The following is a 19,312-nucleotide window of genomic DNA, read 5'->3' as shown; positions in this document are numbered from 1 at the left end:
CCAATAAATTATTTATCTTTGGTTATTTATATTTATTACCGCTTATTTGTCTGATGATATAGCCTTGAAGCATACCCTATTATTGTGCACATCCAAATAAATTTGGGATTTATTAAGCATATCCCCAGACAGAAGACTATCAGATAATAAAGGCAATACCTGCTGCAATAATAAATTATCAATTTCTCGAGCACCACTTTCTGCTATCAAGCACTGATCTGCAAGATATTCTACCAAGCTATCAGAGTAACTCAGTAGCACCTGAGTAGCCTTCTCAAATCTTGTAACAATTTTGGCCAATTTATATTGGATAATTTTTTGTAAAATTTCACCTTCTACTGGTAAGTAAGGGATTACTTGTAAACGCCCCAGAAACGCAGCAGGAAAAAAACGTTTCAACTCAGGGTGTAAAAACTGCTGAATATCATCCAGTTGTGCTGATCGAACCGTATCCCCTTCTTTCACTCCTTGCCGCATCGCCCGCATGATTAATTCAGAACCCACATTTTAAGTTAAAATAATTAAGCTATTGCAAAAATCGATTCGTTGTCCTTCCGCGTCCTCTATTATACCTTTATCAAAAACTTGAAAAAATAGCTCCAGTACATCCGGGTGTGCTTTCTCTACTTCATCTAATAAAATCACACTATAAGGGCGTCTTCGCACCGATTCAGTAAATACGCCACCCTGCCCATAGCCTACATAACCTGGCGGAGCCCATTTTAAACCAGCAACCGAATGGGCTTCTTGATATTCTGACATATTAACGGTGATCATACTTCGTTCACCACCATACATCTCATGGGCTAATGCGATTGCAGTTTCTGTCTTTCCTACCCCTGAAGGGCCGACTAACATAAAAACACCGCAAGGTTTCCGTGGATCTGCCAGTTGCGCTTTAGCAATGCGTATTTGACGGGCAATTTGCGCTAAAGCATGATCTTGCCCCATAATTCGGCTAGCTAAGCGTTGCTCAAGATTGAGCAATACATCGCGCTCATTTTCCACCATTCGGCCTAATGGGATGCCTGTCCAACCAGAAACTATGTCCGCCACACAAGCTGCATCGACACAATCAAATACATAGGCATGTTGTTGATGGCGTACATGTAATTCACGCCGTAACGGGGCAATTTCTTTCTCATTTTCACCTGCGGCTTTGATTGCCTGCACCAGCTGTTGTTGCTGATAATATTCGGGTAATAGTGCATTTAGCGAATTTTGTAACTGCTCAATATGACGGCTGATATTTTCATGCTCAGGGGAGCCTTCGCGTAGCAGCGATTGACGTTCAATATTTCGCTGCGCCAACATTGCTCGTAGATCTTCTATAGGCCCGGGCTCACCACATTGAGAAATAGCGACTCGAGCGCAAGCACTATCGAGCAAGGTAACTGACTTATCCGGTAATTGGCGACCGGTAATATAACGCGCTGCTAACTGGACTGCTTCCGTAACTGCGCTATCTAAAATTCTTACACCATGATGTTGTTCCATCATCGGCACCATAGCACGCAGCATGGCGATAGCGACTTCCTGCGTAGGCTCATCTACTTTGATTAGTTGGAAACGACGCGCCAGGGCCGCATCTTTTTCAAAATATTTTTTGTACTCCGCTTGTGTCGTCGCGGCGATGGTACGCAGTTCTCCTCTGGCTAATGCCGGCTTTAATAAATTTGCCGCATCATTTTGTCCTGCTTGACCACCCGCGCCAATCAAGGTGTGTGCTTCATCAATGAATAAAATAATCGGTAATGGATAATTTTTTACTTCCTCTAATAATTGTTGCAAGCGACTTTCGAATTCACCTTTGATACTGGCACCAGCCTGTAATAAACCGAAATCTAGCGTAAATAGTTCTACATTTGCTAGCGCGGCCGGAATATTCCCGGCCACAATACGTTGCGCCAATCCCTCAACTAATGCAGTTTTACCAACCCCGGCTTCCCCTGTGAGTAAGGGATTGTTTTGCCGACGACGCAACAAGATATCAATCAGTTGACGGATCTCTTTTTCTCGTCCGAGTACCGGATCTAATTTATTGTCACGCGCTGCCTGCGTCAAATGGTGAGCATATTTCATCAAGGCTGATGCTTGCCCTTGAGACCTAGAGGAGGTAACAGATTGCTGCATCATCATTTCAACGGCTTTATCCAATAGCTCACCATTAATTTGCAGTGCCTGCTGGAGATATAGTGGTAATCCCTGATGCAATTCACGTTCTGCCAACAAACTCGCCAATAATAATAAGGGTGATAGTTTATCCACCTGCCAGAGTATGGTTGCATACATCCAGGCACTTTCTAACCAATCCGTCAACAAAACAGAAAAGACTGGCGCTCGATGACATCCACTACGCAATTGAGCTAAAGACGATTGACAGGCTTCTAATAACTTCAATGCATCACCATTAGCGTGATAACAGAGCTGCTCCACTAATTGGGTCTGTTTTTCTAATAACATTAGTAGTAAATGCTCACTTTCTATCTCATGGTGGGTGTGACTAACCGCTAAACTGGCTGCACTATCCAGACACTCACGTGCCGGCAGCGAAAGGTTATTAATAATCTGTTTTAAATTACTGCTCACGAATTATTCCTTATTTCATACCACAAAGTAGTAATTTCTAATGGTAACGATGACAACGAACCCTTTACGGGTATCGCTGGCGCATTTAAATTCAGTAATTGCTGATCTAAGTGTTGCAGTTGTTGTTGCTTATCCCTTTGTTGTTTCTGCTGCTGTGACCAGTGTTGGTATAGTGACAACGCCTCTGGCGCACCCTCTAACAAATAACGTACCGTGATACGTTTAATGCCTAATGATGTTAATGCGGTATATTGGTGGGTAAAATCTTTCGCATTAAAGATCAATTCTCCTTGAGATAGGGTTCGAATAAATCGCACCATATTCTCGGCTCCACTATAAATTTGCGTCAACTGAAAGCCTGGAAAATCGATATCAATTTTTATGCGTTGCCACCATTGCGGATGCCAACGCATGGTAGCGCTATCATTAAAATTGATACTATTGATTCGCTGAATTTGTGGCTGACAATCTAAACTAATGCGACTACCGATGGGTAAAACTTGTGCCTGCCGATTGGCACTTGCTGGCTGACTCGTAAAGGTTAACATTGCCCATTGACTGTGCTCAGGATCTATTTCCCCATCCTGTCGAGTTTGTAATAATTCACGTTTCTCCTGTAACCGTCTACGAATATCTGCACTGGCTGGCGCTAAATCATTAGGTCGCACAATCTGATGAATAAAATGCAAAAATGCCTCATTAAGCGGAAAATTAATACCAGCTAGAGAACGACGTGATATTCCTTGGCCATTGATATTCAATGCATAATTAGCATGTTGCTGGATAAAACGCTTACTATAATCAGACAAGCGCGCCATTTGTTCTGTTATCGTTAATAGCTGATGATCATTGGCATTACTCATTGGCCAAATGACCTGGCTGTACCACTGCTGTTGTAATTTCTCAGCCGCACTAAAAAACGCAAAGCGCACTAACAAACGCTTATCCCCCTGCCATAAATGCCGTAATAGTGGTTCAAGTTGCGCCATGTTTTTAACCTGCAGTGGCTGCCACCATAAATCAAATTGATTAGCGAGTAAGCGTGAATTGCCGTTTTGCTGATCATGCTCTACGCCAAGAGAAATTTTCACTAGCTGTTCTGCTTCATTATCTCCCAACAAGGCATATTGAACAGTTTTTTGTAACATTTGACGCCAGGCTTGATAACGAAATAGCGCGTGTTGATCAACACGAATAGAGATTGGCGGTAACCGACCAAACTTAGTTTGGATAAATCGACGCCAAACACTCTCTTGCATTGACAACTGCTGCAAAAAATTGCTTTCTGGTAAGTAGTTATGTAATTGCCACAAAGACAATTGATCCCTTAGCCAAGATTGTTGCTCTGGCTGTGGGATGGGTTCACTTTCTATTGCCAGGCGATTAAAAAAGCGCAGATAAGGACTCGTGTTTTGCGCCGTATCAAGCATTAATTGTTGCCAATTACTTTTACCGCGGATGTAACTTTCTGCTTGTGGCATCGCCTGTGCCAAAGTTAACCAAGCGGACTGATATTGTTGATGATAGTTGCTGATAAACTGACTTCGCCGCTGGGAAAAAAGGGTGGCATCATTAACGGCTAAGGCTATTTCATCCAGTAATGCCTGTAATGCTTTTTCGCCATTTTGGGTATAAATTGCCTTAACTTGGACTGACAATTTTTGTTGATCGCTGCCGTCAATCGGCCAAAAATCAGCCAGGGTAACTTTGTCAGCATTATTAACAATATTATCATCCAGCAACCATGACCAATGGTTATCTTTTTCTAGTAGTTGCTGTAACACAGACCGCCACTGAGATAATGCTTGCTGCGCTTGGCCGGTACGATACTGCGCTAAACGTATGGCAATATACTCGTTCTGTGATACAGCAACCGTCCTCCCCAGAAGTTCGCTGGCCGACCAGGTCGGAAGTTGCCGCAATTGCGTTAAGCTGGCACCTTGACTCATAGCCTGCTCACTATTAATAAAACGAGCCAAATTGAGAATAAGATGGCGCTTTTGTTGATAACTACTGTTAGCGAAACGGGAAGCCAGATTATTAATGATTGGGTTAGGATAATAATTTATATCTGTTAACGGATATAAATATTGTTGCGCAAGATATTGCCGCAACAGATAACGCAGCGGTGAAAATAGATCTATCCCGCGCTCCTGCCATGCCTCTGCCTGCTGATAACGCTCATAACGACAAACCAAAGTACTGTTTGAAGGGTCGCAAGCTAACTGAAGCATATCTTTATAAGCGACCCATAATGATCGCGCACCACCAAAGAGTAAGCTAAAAATTAATAAACAATACAAAGCGCGACGCTGCCAAAAACGAGCGTTAAGCAAGGGCTGTTTCTTGCTTTTTTGATCAGGCAATATTTTTTCTAGCAGTTGCTGACTAAATAAACTTTTCGCCCCAGGTTCATTATCATTATTTTCTGTTGCGGCAAAAAATAAACCGCATAATAAACTATGTTGCTGATAATGATCAGGTTCAAATAGAGCCTGCAAATATTCTTCCAGCGCCGGCTGTAACTGCCTTATCTGTGCGGGCAATATCAGTAACTCGGCCGGTGGGGTAATCCGATAATCATTTAATTGGCACAGACAGGTGATCTTTAACGCCTGAATAACTGAATCCAACGTGCGATCTACCGCGCCAATATAATTACCTGTTACCCCTTGGTCAATCATGCCGCCCAACACCTGCTGCCGCTGCTGTTCGGACAATTGACGGCTCCATATGTCAAATCCAGGTAAGCACTCACTATGAGTTACTAGCAGCCATACCGATAAACGATAACCCAAGCGTTGTTGTAAAATTGCTAATTGTTCACGCATCAAGCGCGCTGTCTGAAAACGCACTTTACTATTAGCCTGCAACAATAAATTCATGGGTACACAAAGGACGATACCGGTTGGCGGTCGAACCTTGGAAAACCAATAAGTTAAGCGTTGCCAAGCCTGGCGATACAATGGTTTATCCGTTGAAAAATAACTAGACATGACCAGATACATAGCACGTCGAAAAAACCACCAGCGACAACTAAATTGCCGTTCATTTACCGAATGACTATCCAAGCCTGCCAGTGAAGGAATTTGACTATTGGCTAATAATCCTTGTTGGCCAGCCTCTTGCGTGCCTAATACCACAAACCAGGGTGGAGCATATTCTCGCCATATTAACCGCCAGCGTTTTTGTATGCCTGCACCATGCTTCCAGTGATGCCATAACTGACGTTCCAGCCGGTTTCTGCCATAGCGTTTTTTTACCAGTTGCTGTTTTAGCCATCTTTGTGTTCTGGGGATGACTAATACACTGACATAGATTATTAGCAGAGCACATAAACAGCCTAAAAATAACCATAGTGCCATTAATGTTGGCCATGACCACCAGGCAACCAGCGCAAAACACAAACATAAGAGACCTATCAGCAGTAATAATATACCGACGATGCAAAAAAACTTTTTCATTCCTACTCTCTTATTTCTCAAGTAGCAAGATTAAAAAGGCAAACCGAAGCAAGCAAGTACAAAGCTAATATTATGCTGATAGCAAGACAGCGTTCCCATGCTTGGCTCATCAGAGGTTGAGCATGACTATCTGAATGACTGAGCATTGCCGGCATCAAACGCAAATTTTTATTGATCATAAATTGGCGCAGTTGATTGGGTAAATTATCAATCTCCTGATCAATCAGATGTTGTAACGCCTTTTCACCATCGGTTGCATAACGGCCGCGAAAACCACACAGCAAACAGCAAAGATAAACCAGCCTGGCTTGAAAGCGATCGACTGACATCGACTTTAAACGTTCAAAAAAGGTTAATCCACCTAAGGTAGAGTCATAACTTAGCTGCTGCAGCGATGAAAGGCGCCATTGTTCAAGCCATTCAGCCCCAGCATTCAATATCATTTCATCGACCCAAACCAACACGGCAAAATGTGCATCGTCTATATCTTGTTTGTCATAACCCTGCATCAATGCATTGTTTTGTGCCTTCACTAACATCATTTTTACCGTTTCTCGTAATGCATCGCTATATTGTTCGGCTTGTTGCACAATCAAAAGTACTCGGTGAAAAACTGGCATATAAAAATCAACTAAGTACATCTAATAACTCCTGGCCAAAATCAAATCTATCTGTAAATCTTCCGGTGCTTCTAGCCAATGCAGTATGATATTGCCGCTGTTTTTAATTTCTTCCCAAGCAGGGCTATGCTCTGCTACCTTGAAATAACGGCTATTCATTTTTTGTGGTAACCCATGCGGTGGGATAATTTGATAATGAAGCCTTACTCCAGCTAAAGAGCGAGTAATGATGGTGTCAATCTGACTTTAGCTGCCATTTTTATCAACCTATCATCAGGCACTTCATATTCCTGCTGGATAAATTGTTCTGAGCGCATCACTAAATAAATAGCGACATATTTTTGTTGCGACGCCAATAACCAATTGGCTGAGAAATAGCCTTCACTCTGTTTAGCAAATGAGATAACGTTATCTTGCTTGATCATTAAATTATCGAGTAATCTCATAATTTTACGTTCGCATAACTTCAGGCTTGCCGCAATATCATGATGATCATAGCTAGGCGCAACGGTGTTATCCCATTGGCATATGCCATTAAATGAGCAAAGATCAGTAAAACAAGTAAGTTCCGCTATCAACTCTTTTAATAAGCCGACTATTTTCCATGGATGGATATCTTGCGCTTCTTTATAATGCTGCAAACGAACGACATAACGCGCCAAAGTACGCATTGCTATCAGTAAAAATCTTTTCTCTGGTTTAACTCACCGGTTTCCACCATCGGTGGCCGTTTAAATTCCTCAAATTGATGAAGACGTCCGGTTAGTTCTAAACATAAATTATCAATTCGCAGCCATAACCATGGCACCGCTTTCAATGTCATGCTTGGTGGAAAGTAATCACTATCCCATTCAATCCCATTTGCTCCCTGACGTAATCGACCTATCGGCAATAACGTATAACCGGTTAATTGCGCTATTTCGTCTTGTAAGAAAAAGCGTAAGTTATATGACATCTGCTGTATCTGAACTTCAGCTCCATTACCATACAGATCTCTGATAGGCTGCTCCGTCGGCCAACTGAGCCAGCGCGTTGTCTGTTCAGTGCTCTCGTTTGCTTTTGCTATACAAGTAACATTATTTTGATTATGACTGATCTGTCTTAAGCCAATATAAACCAGTATGGGTTTTTCTCTTACTTGCCAGCAATCTCTTAATGACCGGGGAGCAACAATGGCATTGACATTACAATCAGCATAAACACCATTTGGCAAGATAAACTGCCCTTCATAAATACGTAACTCTTCATCACGTAATGCCGCTTGATGAAAACTGATATTTATTACCCCCCAAGCCCAAGGCTGGGTTAATAATTGATAGCGAGCACGCCAATATTCATCATGTAGTTGCTGTGTTTGTAAATGCTGCGGTTGTAAATACAATCCGCTAAACCAATATATGGGTTTATAATCAAGCATAATTTTCCCTAAATGATCCCTGACAACATCTGGATATCTCATCGTTGCACTCTATGTTGTGCAATGTTCACTGGTTATCTCGTGATAGATTTACTCGCTTTTGCCGTTGCCGATTGGGAAGGAAAAACAACATCGTCACTCGGTCGTCTAATCGATTTATTACTGCGAATAATAGTCGCCTCACCTAGCGTAATTCCGATATTGATGGGAATAAAATTGGCTTGCCAACGCTTATTCCACCAGCCTTGCGAGCTTAATTCGACAGGAATAGAAAAAATCCGCGCATGCCTTTCATTCGGCAGTGGATAATAACCCGCTATCAATGCCACATAACGCGCTTGCTCTACGCGATCAAGATGTAATGTTACCCGTTGACCTGGCATCATGACATAGCTATCCAATTTAAGGATATTTTCACTACCGCCCGCGCGAGCAAAAAGATTGCGTAACAGCGAAGGATTATTTAATAAACCTTCTAACTGATCACGCCTTTCCGCTTGAATAATCAGGACCCTACAACTATTGGGTACTCGATTAAACGCATTCAATTGCGGATCGGCTATCATATCAATATTAATCGCATCGCTAGCAAAGGTGGCTGACGCTTGCTCGATCGCTATTTGACGTTGTTGTTCACTAGAATAAGGTGAATTGCAACCAGTAACATTTCCCACTAGAACCAACATGACTAGCAAACGAAGGCAAATTTTGGTTCGATTCATGTTATCATCCCACTTAGATTAATTTTCTGTTCCTTTAATCACTCTCATCATTTCCCTTAGTGTTGAATCGTTATCGACTAACATTTCGGCTAACCATTGTGCAATTTCCATATTTGCCCAACTGGCCGCGCGTTCTAATAAATACGGGACGGGGCTAGTCGGTTCATTACTACGGAAATATTGTGCAATGGTTTATTGTCGCGTTTCTACCAAGAGCGGCTGCCACAGGTGATAGTTGAAGAACCACATCAGCCAGTCAAAACAGACAGTGATGCGCAATTGGCTAGCCCATCGCTCAATCACGCCACTTCACACCGGGAAAATAGAAAACAGGCTATAGAGCAAATATAAACCCTGCATTTCCTCTACCTGGTGTAAGCTATCACTCATAACAATGACATTTTCACCACAAAAATTTTTCAATATGGTCTGTAACGTCAGCAGCGAAGTTTGTAACGTCTGAATTTGCTCTTGCAGATGATTGACATGGGATGACGACGTATGGCGAATACTCTCTTCACAATCTGCAATACCAAAATAGCCATCATCCTGGAGGGGTTTTCTAAGTTCAGCATTAACGGCAATAGTATGTTCATAATGTTGTACTCGAGTCCACTGCCTAACATTCAGCCTACCGTCATCAGTCAGTGGCCAATCTTGCAATAGGTGACTTAAACGATTGTCTAACCAATTTAAGCGCGCTAGTCGGATATCCGCCCGGTAGCCACCTTCTTCTTCATCCAATTTAGGCCAAAGTGTCGGCCAAAATGTTTCACATAAACGGCTAATTAATGCAATACCCGTCGCCATCCCCGCCAAACCATGCAATTTAGCTTGTGCTTGGGTTAACCAGCAGGCTATTTGTAAATCTTTACTATGCTTTTCCAATACTTCAGTACAAAGCAGCGACACTTGACGCCAATCAGTTTGCCGCACTTCACAAGACCACATATCTTCTAGCTGTAGATCATCATCACTTTCTCGCGCCTGATTTATCTGCTCAAATATCGGCTGGTATTCAATATTTTCTCCTGCCGGTAATTCATCAGAGAGCCTCAACATCAAGCGATCAAAGTCAAATACTGTCAGCTCCATGTTTCTCTCCATTAAGCAATAATGACCAAGGGGTAACCGGTGGTAATAACGCCACCATGGGCACACAGATCACCTAATCGAGCCGCCGGGCGACCACCAATCAATACCGTTAAACTGCCCATCACAATAGTATCTGGCGGTCCAACACAGACTAACATTGACCCCATGGTGGCGGCCGGTAAACCACCGATCAAGACGGTCGGTACTCCCGGGGGGATAATAGGGCCACCAACATGCGGGATCGGCGGTACTGCGGGTGAAACCATGGGGCAAACATGCAAATCACCCGTTCTTGCAGCAGGCATCATTGGCATCAATTATTCTCCTTATATAGTCGTTTCCTGATACAAATAGTTTTTCCGACCGAGATCAGTATCAGGCGTCAATTGGATCAAATATCGTTGAGCTAGGGTAAAAAATTGCTCGACATATTTATCCTGCAACACGTTATCATGGCTGTAAAAATGGATGATCAGACACAGAACACTGGCTAACGCTTGCGTTGCCTGCCATGGGGAAGCAGTGACAACTTCCAAGTCAGGCGCAGTGACACTCCCTTCACTAAGGAAAATGGACAGTACCAGCCCGGCAATCGGATTATCAAACCCTATCGCCTCTGCTTGTTCAAATAATTGATGACGGAGTTGATCGCCACCCCGTGAGCGCCAATCTCTGGCATGTTGTAATAATATTCTCTGTTCTTGTACCAACTCACGTTCATAAACATGGCCAATAAATGCCAGAGCCAAATCGAGCGCCTGACGATATGGCAGCATAAACACGGTATAAAACACCATATCGGTCCATGCGGCATCTTCACGTAAAGCCTGTAAATTTTGATTATGCGGAGCAAATGGCTGCAATATTTGCTCCGCTAAAGGCGATAATTGACAGTGTTTTAGCTTTACCATGATGGCTCCCTAATATTAACCCACCGTGCTATTAACCAATTTTGGTCAATAACCCTTTTAACATCGCCATGGTTGAAGCACTAATCTGTACCACCAGACCGCTGAGTTTTGTCATACCATTACTTTTCAGCGTTAACATTCCGGTCCCTTCCACTGTGGTGCTAGCGGCCGTCATTTTTAGCATCCCGTCACTTTTTATATTGATTACCGGCCCCTTCACGGTGATACCGGCAGGGGTAATTGATAATGAACTGTTTCCCACACGCAACTCAATCTTCTGTTTGGCAGTAATCGTGCAAGTTTGGCCTGCCGAGATGGCGACTTTGCCACTTTTGGCATTCAAACTGTAATTGCCACTATTAAGTAATGTGACAAAGTTTCCTTTATTGAGCGTGTGATTTTTATTACCTTTGCTTAACGTTAAGCTATCGTTGCCTTTATCAATTAAAACATCCTGTTTTCCTTTGATCTCCCATCGCACAACTCGCTCAATAACTGCGGATAAATCGTTATTCGCTTGCCATTGCAAATCTTTTTGTGAATGAATTAAAATAAATTCTTCGCCTTTTTTATCCTCAAAACATAATTGATGTCCCTGCTCAACATTGCCTTTTCGACTGCTTCTTGTGGTTAGACCACTTTGGTTTTTTTGCTTAGGTAAGGAAAAAGGAGGCATTTTGGCGCCATTCATCACCGTGCCTACCACAATCGGATAATCAGGATCACCATCCACAAAACTGACTAATACTTCACTACCAACACGAGGTAGGAATTGCGTACCAAAGCGAACACCATTACCCAATTGACTAACGCGGATCCAGCACGAACTGTTATCATCTTTCTTATGTTCTTTGTCCCAATGGAACTGAAGCTTTATTCGGCCCATTTCATCAACATGGATCTCCTCCTGGGCAGGGCCAACCACCTGAGCAGATAATACTCCCGCAATACTGGGTCGTTTTTTGGTTAATGAAGGGCGCCAGGCTTTATCTGCCGGCAAAAGAGTGACTCGCGATGAAAATTGTCGTTCATGACTATCCAGATTACTTTCTGCTACTAACTGTTGTCCGCTAACGGCATAGTTACCATTAACAGCCGGATCCCCTTGTAGGGTAAATCTCTGACCAACTTGCAAGGCCGGATAGCTATTCATTGCTTCTAGATAACCCGCTTGCGATTCCCACTGCTCCATATATAAAGCGGCGCAGGCATTTAATTGTTGCTGTTGTTCAAGCCCAGCAAAATCATAGATTGAGAGCCTAGCATTGGCGGCGTAGTCACCACGAGCTTTAGCGCTAGCAAACACCGGTACAGCATTTTTAATATTGTAACCGCTCATTTCTACACTAGCCGGGATCACCTTGCGACTAGCACGCCAGGCGCGCAATCCCATAAATTGGGGCTGACCACTTAATGTTTGATAGGGCAATGTTGCTAAAGGCGCGCGCGCAAAGGCGCTAGGATGATCAGCCAACACTAATAGATGCTTATCTTTTTCATGACTGAAGTAATAAAAAATACCCACCGAGGCTAATTGGCGCGTAATAAAATCAAAATCCGACTCGCGGTATTGCATACAAAATTCACGTTTTGGATATGAATAACTCAAATTTAAACGTACATCGCTAAAACCGCGTTTTTTTAATATATCGCATACCATATCCGGCACATTAATGTCCTGATACACACGTGAATTGAGCGTACTCATTAACAAAACTAACCACGGCTCTAGCTGCACTTTATAACGATAAAGTGCTTCATTGTGACCACTTTGCTGTAGTTTGGTTATCACACCATGGATAAAACGGGCATCTCGCTTATCACCAATCCTTAATCCCTGCGGTTGACCAACATAACTTTGCAAATCAGCAAATTTTTTGTCTGAATAAAGCTCTAGCGTGAATAAATAGGGGCGAGATAAATACTCTGCGCCTTCAACTTTACTTAAAGCGGCACTATCACCCATGGCGCCAAGCAACCGTAAATATCGATTATTTTGAGCTAATAACATAATATTCTGTTTTAATTTATCGGTGTTATATAAAGTCTGGTCGCTGCTGATCGAGCCTCATTTCCCAGATAACCATGTCTCCCTAAATAAAATTGACCATCTAATGTTATTCTCGACCCCTTAAAAGCCACTAACAGTTCTAAAGAAAAGCTTAATATACCGCCGGTGAATAAACCCACCCGCTGATTCAACTGACTATAAACATCGCTATTTGACAGTAACTTTTCCCATTGCTGAGGTTTTGAGCAGGTAAATTGGATCAAAAAATGGGATTGAATATCGTAAAAATACTGTCCTATCACTGGGGCTTCGCCTAAACGGCAACCCCCTAAAATAGCCTGATATTCACTCGCCACCTTCCGCCAACGGCCATAAAATGGCTGAATTTTAACCGCAAGTTGAAATTCACGTTGCAGCAACCGTTCTAAATTGACTAGTGAACGTACGGATGTTGACAATAAGCCGCTCATGTCTGCCGCCGGTAAAGAGGCCATTTGTTCAGCAGATAGGCCGGTTACCGCAGTAATAACGGCGGGTAGCTGCCGCTTAGTATTTAACTCAGCATTGACATATAAGCGATATTTCTGCCAGACTTGAAAACGTAAACTCAACAGGCGATGATTGAAAACATCAAGAAAGGCTTTAGCCGAATCATCACCATAACGATAACGCCGATCAATCAACCATTCGGTATAACGTAACGGCAAAGCGCCATGGGTGCCCAATAAACCAAAATGGTTGACGGCCATACAATAAGTTGTCTCTTCTGCCATCGACTCATCAACTGTAACACTTTCCACTTCTCGCTCTGGTGCATCTAAGGTCAATACCGATTCAAAACGTACCACATCATCAGGTACACTCACCTGACGTCCTTTTCTCAGACACTTACTCAATAGACGACGTACATTTTGGTAAAAACTGCCACCAAGCAGGGAAAAAGTCATAGCCATACCACTCTTCCGCAACGCCTGGGCCAACGCTTGACACTATGAGCAACACCAGATAAGCAAGTAACAACTTGGGTAAAACCATTGATTGGTGCATACAGCGCAATAAATCTTTCTAACACACAGCAAAAGAGATAAAAATCAACAAACTCTTCGGCTTGCGGTTGGAATGTCAGCGTTACCTCTAGACCTTTAGCAAACGAGTAGGGATCAGCCGGATCTAACCTGACAGATAGGGGATTAATCGTGATACGACTCAGTAACGCGATCAAACGCGATACTGCCATATCATTCTGTACATTATATAACTCGAGTGTTTCTCGTAGTCGTTGCCCACTATCATCCTGTTCAAGCAACATATGATTAAGGTTGAGTTGCGCCACCATCCGCCAATTTTGCGCAGCATCTAATTGTGGGCGTAATGGCGGTCGGGGGCGAATTAATCCGCTAACTTTTACGCCGGGTAACGCAAACTCAGCATCAAAATCACCCTCTGAATTACCGTTACTTAATTTCTGTGCTAAATCGCGATTAGTGCACATAATTTTTAACATCACCACATCTACCGCCGGAATATGACGCTTACCACGCAAATCGGCAAAACCAATGAAGGTATTAATACCTTGATCATTTGGCAGCATTGAGGCTCTTTGAGTGGTCTGCCAATATAAAGATGGGACTCCCCGCTCTTCATGATGCTCAATACCAAATAGCGCCTTTACTTTTATGCTGCTGTTATGTTCTTTTTCTTTGCTGCGCTGAAAAACTTCTACCGACCGAATAGTGTAAACTTCCATACTTAAAGGACGGCGCGCATCAGGCTGAATAAGATATTCACTTTCGCTATCCGATAAGGTCAGTGGCTCAGCCTGATGAGGAAATAAATTTACTATCGGACTACAATTCATACGAAATGTTTCTACATTAACTTTGTCACAATTGCGCTCAAGGCGACGTAAAGTGTGACAATCTTTTAACCGAAAACGATAGTGAAACTCACCAGACAATAACTCCCATTTCGGTAGCGGTAATTCGATAAATAAAAATCTTTCTATTAAGCTAAAATAGTCACGTAATAAATGATGAACAGGGCTGATAGCCATATCATCCGCACAGAGGCAGTCTGCTTCTTCAAAACCTATTGCTTGAATGCTATCGGCGGTTGTTACAACCGCTTGTTGATCAACATAACATTGCCATTCATCAACCTGGGATAATAAAAGCTCATATAAACTATGCGTAATTACTGGCGTGCCATGTAAATATAAACGGATAGATTGCGCTTGAAACTGGGCACCTGGCCAGGTGATAAAACGTAACGTTAATATAAAATTGCGATCATAGGGATCTTGTTTAAGTGATGCTTCACATAAATCGATAGGTAAGATTTCTACTGGATAAACCGTACGGAAACGGCAGAGCACATCACCGACTGGCTTAGAAGTTAAAAAACTGTGGCGAGGAACCGATAAAACGCCCGTTATACCAGAAGTGGCAGGCTCAGGCTGAAATTGTACTAAAGAGACGGACGGCACTTGGCGCATAAATTGGGGCGCTAATATCTCCATCATGGCATTATTCAATTCAGGCATATCTTCATCAATCTTCTGATGAATACGCGCTGTTAAAAAAGCAAAAGATTCCACCAGACGTTCAACATGTGGATCTTCAGAAATGCCTTCAGCTAGCCCTAATCGACGCGCAATTTTAGGAAAACGACGCGCAAAAGCCACCCCATATTTTCTTAGATAACTTAACTCGCGGTTATAATAGTCTAAGGTTTTTTGTGGTAGTAACATGAAATTGTTATTCCTCCCAAAAACAGAGTAGCTATAAGCCACACTACTCCAGGTGACAGAAAAAACGATGCGCTGGCCCCAAAATAGTCCTTGCACCCAAAAAACAATATTTTCCGGTGAATTGTTTTGTAATTTTATGGTTATGTCTTGTAAGCGCGGTTCAAATAGCACTAGCGATTGATAAATATTTTTTCTCAGTAATTCAATGCGATCATCATTTAGAATATCGACGTCAACCACGTCAATCACGCCATAATTTAATATTGAACGTTCAAGTTCATCATAAACATCTAAGCTGCCTGACAAGGGGCGAGATGAAAATAACATATTTAAATCAGAGACCAACGAATCAATCGCAGCTTGTCGCTGATTATATTTTGTCTCAAATTCTTCCTCATGCGGGAAATCATAATGTAAACGATATAAGAACGATGGTATGGCTTGTGCTTGCATTTATGTCCCCCTCCCGATGAGAAAAAAAAGCTTCTTAGTTAGATAACAAGTTGCCGCTGTTGTGAGCCCGCAACTTGTTTAATTCAAGTGGCAGTGAAAATTACTGTTTAGTATTTTGCAGTAGATCCCAACCTTCTGGCCCTACCTTATTACCTTTCTTACCATCAGCATTCAGTGGTGTGAATGTCCATTTGATTTTAGAGAATACAATCGTAAAACTCTCATAGGGATAGCCGCCTTCTTTTTCTGCATTCTCAGAAATACTTGAGATCATGCATTCATCCATTTCCAATTCCGCATACGGATGAAGTTCGTTCTCAAACATGGTACAAATACTGAGCTTGACATTTTTTAGGAAATTACCCTGTGCAACGGCAGACAATAATTTTATTGAGCTAACATCCATGACTTTAGTACAATGTATATAGCTAAAATTTGCCGTTCCTTTATTCAGTTTTCTTACCCCACTCGAAGCGATCTGGGCATTGTTAGAAATACCAAAATTAACACTGCGCAATTCAAGCCAATCTTTATGATTCTTATCTGTACTCTCGCCTTTAATATCACCTAGATTTAAGAAAATACCTGTACTCATAACAAATAACTCCCTTCACTTTATTATTAAAAAATACTTATGCAGCAGATGATGGCGGCAAATCAGCGACTAAACGCAATGACATGCTTAAACCTTCCAATTGGAAATGCGGACGTAAATAAGCCACTGCGCGGTAAGTTCCTGGTGAACCAGGTACTTCAAGTACTTCAATCCTGGCTTCACGCAATGGATGACTCGCTTTAATTTCAGCACCAACAGTATCGGAGCCGACAATATATTGGTTGATCCAGTTTTGTAGATAAGTCTGACACTCAGTACGTGACATAAAACTGCCCACTTTATCGCGCACAATGACTTTCAAATAATGCGCAAAACGCGACGTCGTCATGATGTACTGCAATTGCGTGGATAACTTAGAATTGGCATTGGCTAATTCGGTTTTATACTTTCTTGGTTTATTCGGTGATTGAACTGAGAAAAAAGCGGCATAATCCGTTCCTTTGTAATAGACCAAAGGAATAAAACCCATTTCGGCTAACTCTTTTTCACGTCGATCGGAGATAGCAACTTCGGTCGGACACTGTAATTTTTTCTCACCGGTCACCGAAACGTAATGATGAGTTGGTAATGCCTCAACTAATCCACCACCTTCAATGCCCCGAATAGCTGCACACCAACCATATTGCTCAAATGCTTTTACCATACATCCAGCTAGTGAATAGGCAGCATTGACCCATAAATAACTATTGTTATTATCTTCTTCAATTTGTTCTTCAAAACAGAATTGCTCAACTGGAACGGTCTTTGCCCCATAAGGCAATCGACCAATTACATGAGGTATAGTTAATCCCACATAGCGGGAATCATCAGAATCGCGAAAACGTTTCCATCGCAAATAGTCCGATGTCTCCAGCAGTTTTGACAGATCACGGGGACGGGGTAATTCACTGAAATCATTCAAACCAATCATGCCAGCATTGGCCGCACTGAGAAATGGCGCATGCGCGGCAGCGGCAACATGAGATATCTGTTCTAATAGATACAAATCTTCCGGCGTGTTATCAAATTCGAAATCACCGACAAAGGCTGAGAAAGGTTCACCACCAAAAGTACCATATACATTTTCATACACACTCTTAAACAGCATCGATTGATCAAAATCCGCGGCCGATTTAAAATCTTTGACTAGCTCAGCCTTGGTGGCATTAAGCATCAGAATACGCGTATTATCCGTTTCACTCTTATCCAATAGTCCTTTTAGCCCAGTCCAAGAAGACTCTAATCGTTGAAATTCAGCATGGTGTAAAACCTTACTCAATTGAGCAGATAAAATTTCATCAATCGCGGCAATACGAACTTCGATACTGTCAATCAAATCACCGGAAACAACTAAAGAACCGGCAGTGACTTCAGACAGAAAGTGGCCTAACTGCTCCTTTACTCGTGAACGATCTGCATCTCGCCTTACTGCTTGCGTCGCATCAATAATTTGTTCCAGTAAATCGCCACTAACTGCCGTTTGCGGTTGTGTACCTTGTTCTTGTGGTTGCTGTTCCATTGCGTTTATTTCTCCCCTTGATCAGTTTGCGGTGCATCTGTCTTTGGCGCTGCACCATCTGCCTTCTGCTCGACTTCAGGTTGACCGGTTGAAGAAGCCTTTTGTTGATGCTCAGTCATAATTTCGGCTAAGCGATCGCGCAGTTTTTCATTACTCAGCGCCCGCCCTTTTAAATCACTTAATTTACTGCGAATTTCTAATAATTGGCGTAAGGGCTCTATTTGCTGCGCTAGACTTTCTGGCGAAAAGTCTGCTATCGATTTAAATTGCAAATCGACATTCAGATAACCTTCAGTTTCCGGTAAAACACTTTCTACTTGCAGGGAAAGTGATGGTGTCAAACCTTCCATAACGGCATTAAAATTATCTTTATCAATATGCATAAAACTTCGTTCACGCATTGGTAATGCTTGTTCGGAAAATTGACCAATCACACCAATGACCAAAGGCAATTCTTTTTCTTCCACATCACCACCCAGTTCAACATCATAAGTAATCTGAACGCGAGGTGGCCTGACTCTATTAAGTTTATGTTGTGTATTCATTGTGCTATTACCATAAATATAAATATTGGGAGGTGGATAGGATATGGATACACCACCAGATAAAAGCAAAAAAGTGATAAATTAATTATTTCTTATTTCATAGATATAATTCTTAGCAAAAACTTTCTCATTTAATTTTATTTATCAATTAACTCTTTAGTTCAGAAGATCGCATATTCTGTAATTACAAACAATAATTTTGATCACCACAAAAAAAGCAAAAAACAAATAACAAATTGTTTTTTAAATAAAAATTAAAATAATAGCACTTCTATTTTCGTACTAGTCACATGAACAAAAAAAAGTCATTTCTGACTAGTCAAAAATAATTAAATATAATTATCTTAGGCATTAAAAAGACAGTACAATTTTTAAATTACACCTTATAGTTAAATGCCAATAATAATTTTATAAATTATTGTTGTTAATAAATCATAATAAAAAAACCAATAACGATATATTTTCTCCAGCTGGGAGAAATAATATTGTTTACCACCAATAATAGCTAAATAAATATAATGGAGACACATAATAAAATATTAGCAAATTAATAATAGAATTATATAACTAAATAACCGTAAAAAGGATGTTGGTTATAACTATTTAAGACTAATAACTTTAC

The 19,312-nt window shown here is 41.7% G+C and carries 17 protein-coding genes; all 17 read right to left on the bottom strand.

The features are described from left to right. Positions 1-42: 42 nt before the first annotated feature. The 17 genes from H1X92_RS15775 to tssB all read right to left on the bottom strand — a co-directional run bounded on the left by H1X92_RS15775 (position 43) and on the right by tssB (position 18,690). Positions 43-486, bottom strand: coding sequence for a hypothetical protein (locus tag H1X92_RS15775; RefSeq protein WP_225506895.1), 444 nt, complete (start codon positions 484-486; stop codon positions 43-45). A gap of 21 nt (positions 487-507) precedes the next feature. After that, entirely contained in the window at positions 508-2,589 is a 2,082-nt protein-coding gene (gene tssH / locus H1X92_RS03975; protein WP_225506894.1) for a type VI secretion system ATPase TssH, read from the bottom strand. Then, positions 2,586-6,053: a type VI secretion protein IcmF/TssM N-terminal domain-containing protein gene (locus H1X92_RS03970; RefSeq protein ID WP_180558958.1), complete on the bottom strand. Its 3,468-nt coding sequence runs from the start codon at positions 6,051-6,053 to the stop codon at positions 2,586-2,588. The genes tssH and H1X92_RS03970 overlap by 4 nt, the downstream gene beginning before the upstream one ends. 17 nt (positions 6,054-6,070) lie before the next feature. Beyond that, positions 6,071-6,694 (bottom strand): DotU family type IV/VI secretion system protein, encoded by a 624-nt coding sequence (locus H1X92_RS03965; protein ID WP_180558957.1) that lies wholly within the window; start codon positions 6,692-6,694, stop codon positions 6,071-6,073. Next, the gene (gene tssK, locus H1X92_RS16065; protein ID WP_255498979.1) at positions 6,695-6,859 is read right to left on the bottom strand and encodes a type VI secretion system baseplate subunit TssK; all 165 of its coding nucleotides are present in this window, start codon (positions 6,857-6,859) and stop codon (positions 6,695-6,697) included. It abuts the gene before it with no gap. A 26-nt stretch (positions 6,860-6,885) separates the two neighbouring features. Further along, a complete protein-coding gene (tssK, locus tag H1X92_RS16060; RefSeq protein ID WP_255498977.1) occupies positions 6,886-7,344 on the bottom strand; it encodes a type VI secretion system baseplate subunit TssK in 459 nt (152 codons plus the stop codon). 5 nt (positions 7,345-7,349) lie between these two features. Beyond that, the gene (tssK, locus tag H1X92_RS16055) at positions 7,350-8,132 is read right to left on the bottom strand and encodes a type VI secretion system baseplate subunit TssK (protein WP_255498976.1); all 783 of its coding nucleotides are present in this window, start codon (positions 8,130-8,132) and stop codon (positions 7,350-7,352) included. 32 nt (positions 8,133-8,164) lie between these two features. After that, positions 8,165-8,812 carry a type VI secretion lipoprotein TssJ gene (locus tag H1X92_RS03955; RefSeq protein WP_180558956.1) on the bottom strand — a complete coding sequence of 216 codons (648 nt, stop codon included), beginning with the start codon at positions 8,810-8,812 and terminating at the stop codon, positions 8,165-8,167. 309 nt (positions 8,813-9,121) lie between these two features. Then, a complete protein-coding gene (gene tssA, locus H1X92_RS03950; RefSeq protein WP_180558955.1) occupies positions 9,122-9,907 on the bottom strand; it encodes a type VI secretion system protein TssA in 786 nt (261 codons plus the stop codon). An 11-nt stretch (positions 9,908-9,918) separates the two neighbouring features. Next, a complete protein-coding gene (locus H1X92_RS03945; protein ID WP_180558954.1) occupies positions 9,919-10,221 on the bottom strand; it encodes a PAAR domain-containing protein in 303 nt (100 codons plus the stop codon). Positions 10,222-10,233: 12 nt separating this feature from the next. Continuing rightward, the gene (locus H1X92_RS03940; protein WP_180558953.1) at positions 10,234-10,818 is read right to left on the bottom strand and encodes a DUF6931 family protein; all 585 of its coding nucleotides are present in this window, start codon (positions 10,816-10,818) and stop codon (positions 10,234-10,236) included. A gap of 31 nt (positions 10,819-10,849) precedes the next feature. Next, the gene (locus H1X92_RS03935) at positions 10,850-12,829 is read right to left on the bottom strand and encodes a type VI secretion system Vgr family protein (protein ID WP_180558952.1); all 1,980 of its coding nucleotides are present in this window, start codon (positions 12,827-12,829) and stop codon (positions 10,850-10,852) included. 11 nt (positions 12,830-12,840) lie between these two features. Next, the gene (gene tssG, locus H1X92_RS03930) at positions 12,841-13,782 is read right to left on the bottom strand and encodes a type VI secretion system baseplate subunit TssG (RefSeq protein ID WP_180558951.1); all 942 of its coding nucleotides are present in this window, start codon (positions 13,780-13,782) and stop codon (positions 12,841-12,843) included. Beyond that, on the bottom strand, positions 13,773-16,031 hold the full coding sequence (gene tssF, locus H1X92_RS03925) for a type VI secretion system baseplate subunit TssF (RefSeq protein WP_180558950.1): 2,259 nt from the start codon (positions 16,029-16,031) through the stop codon (positions 13,773-13,775). The genes tssG and tssF overlap by 10 nt, the downstream gene beginning before the upstream one ends. 100 nt (positions 16,032-16,131) lie before the next feature. Beyond that, positions 16,132-16,626: an Hcp family type VI secretion system effector gene (locus tag H1X92_RS03920; RefSeq protein ID WP_180558949.1), complete on the bottom strand. Its 495-nt coding sequence runs from the start codon at positions 16,624-16,626 to the stop codon at positions 16,132-16,134. A gap of 37 nt (positions 16,627-16,663) precedes the next feature. Beyond that, positions 16,664-18,145, bottom strand: a complete 1,482-nt coding sequence (gene tssC / locus H1X92_RS03915; RefSeq protein ID WP_180558948.1) for a type VI secretion system contractile sheath large subunit — start codon at positions 18,143-18,145, stop codon at positions 16,664-16,666. Between the two features lie 5 nt (positions 18,146-18,150). Then, positions 18,151-18,690: a type VI secretion system contractile sheath small subunit gene (gene tssB, locus H1X92_RS03910; protein WP_180558947.1), complete on the bottom strand. Its 540-nt coding sequence runs from the start codon at positions 18,688-18,690 to the stop codon at positions 18,151-18,153. Positions 18,691-19,312: the final 622 nt, after the last annotated feature.

It is taken from the genome of Arsenophonus endosymbiont of Apis mellifera (assembly GCF_903968575.1).
GTDB lineage: Bacteria > Pseudomonadota > Gammaproteobacteria > Enterobacterales > Enterobacteriaceae > Arsenophonus > Arsenophonus apicola.
The sequence above is the reverse complement of the archived record's forward strand: the minus strand, read 5'-3'. Positions and strand labels throughout refer to the sequence as shown.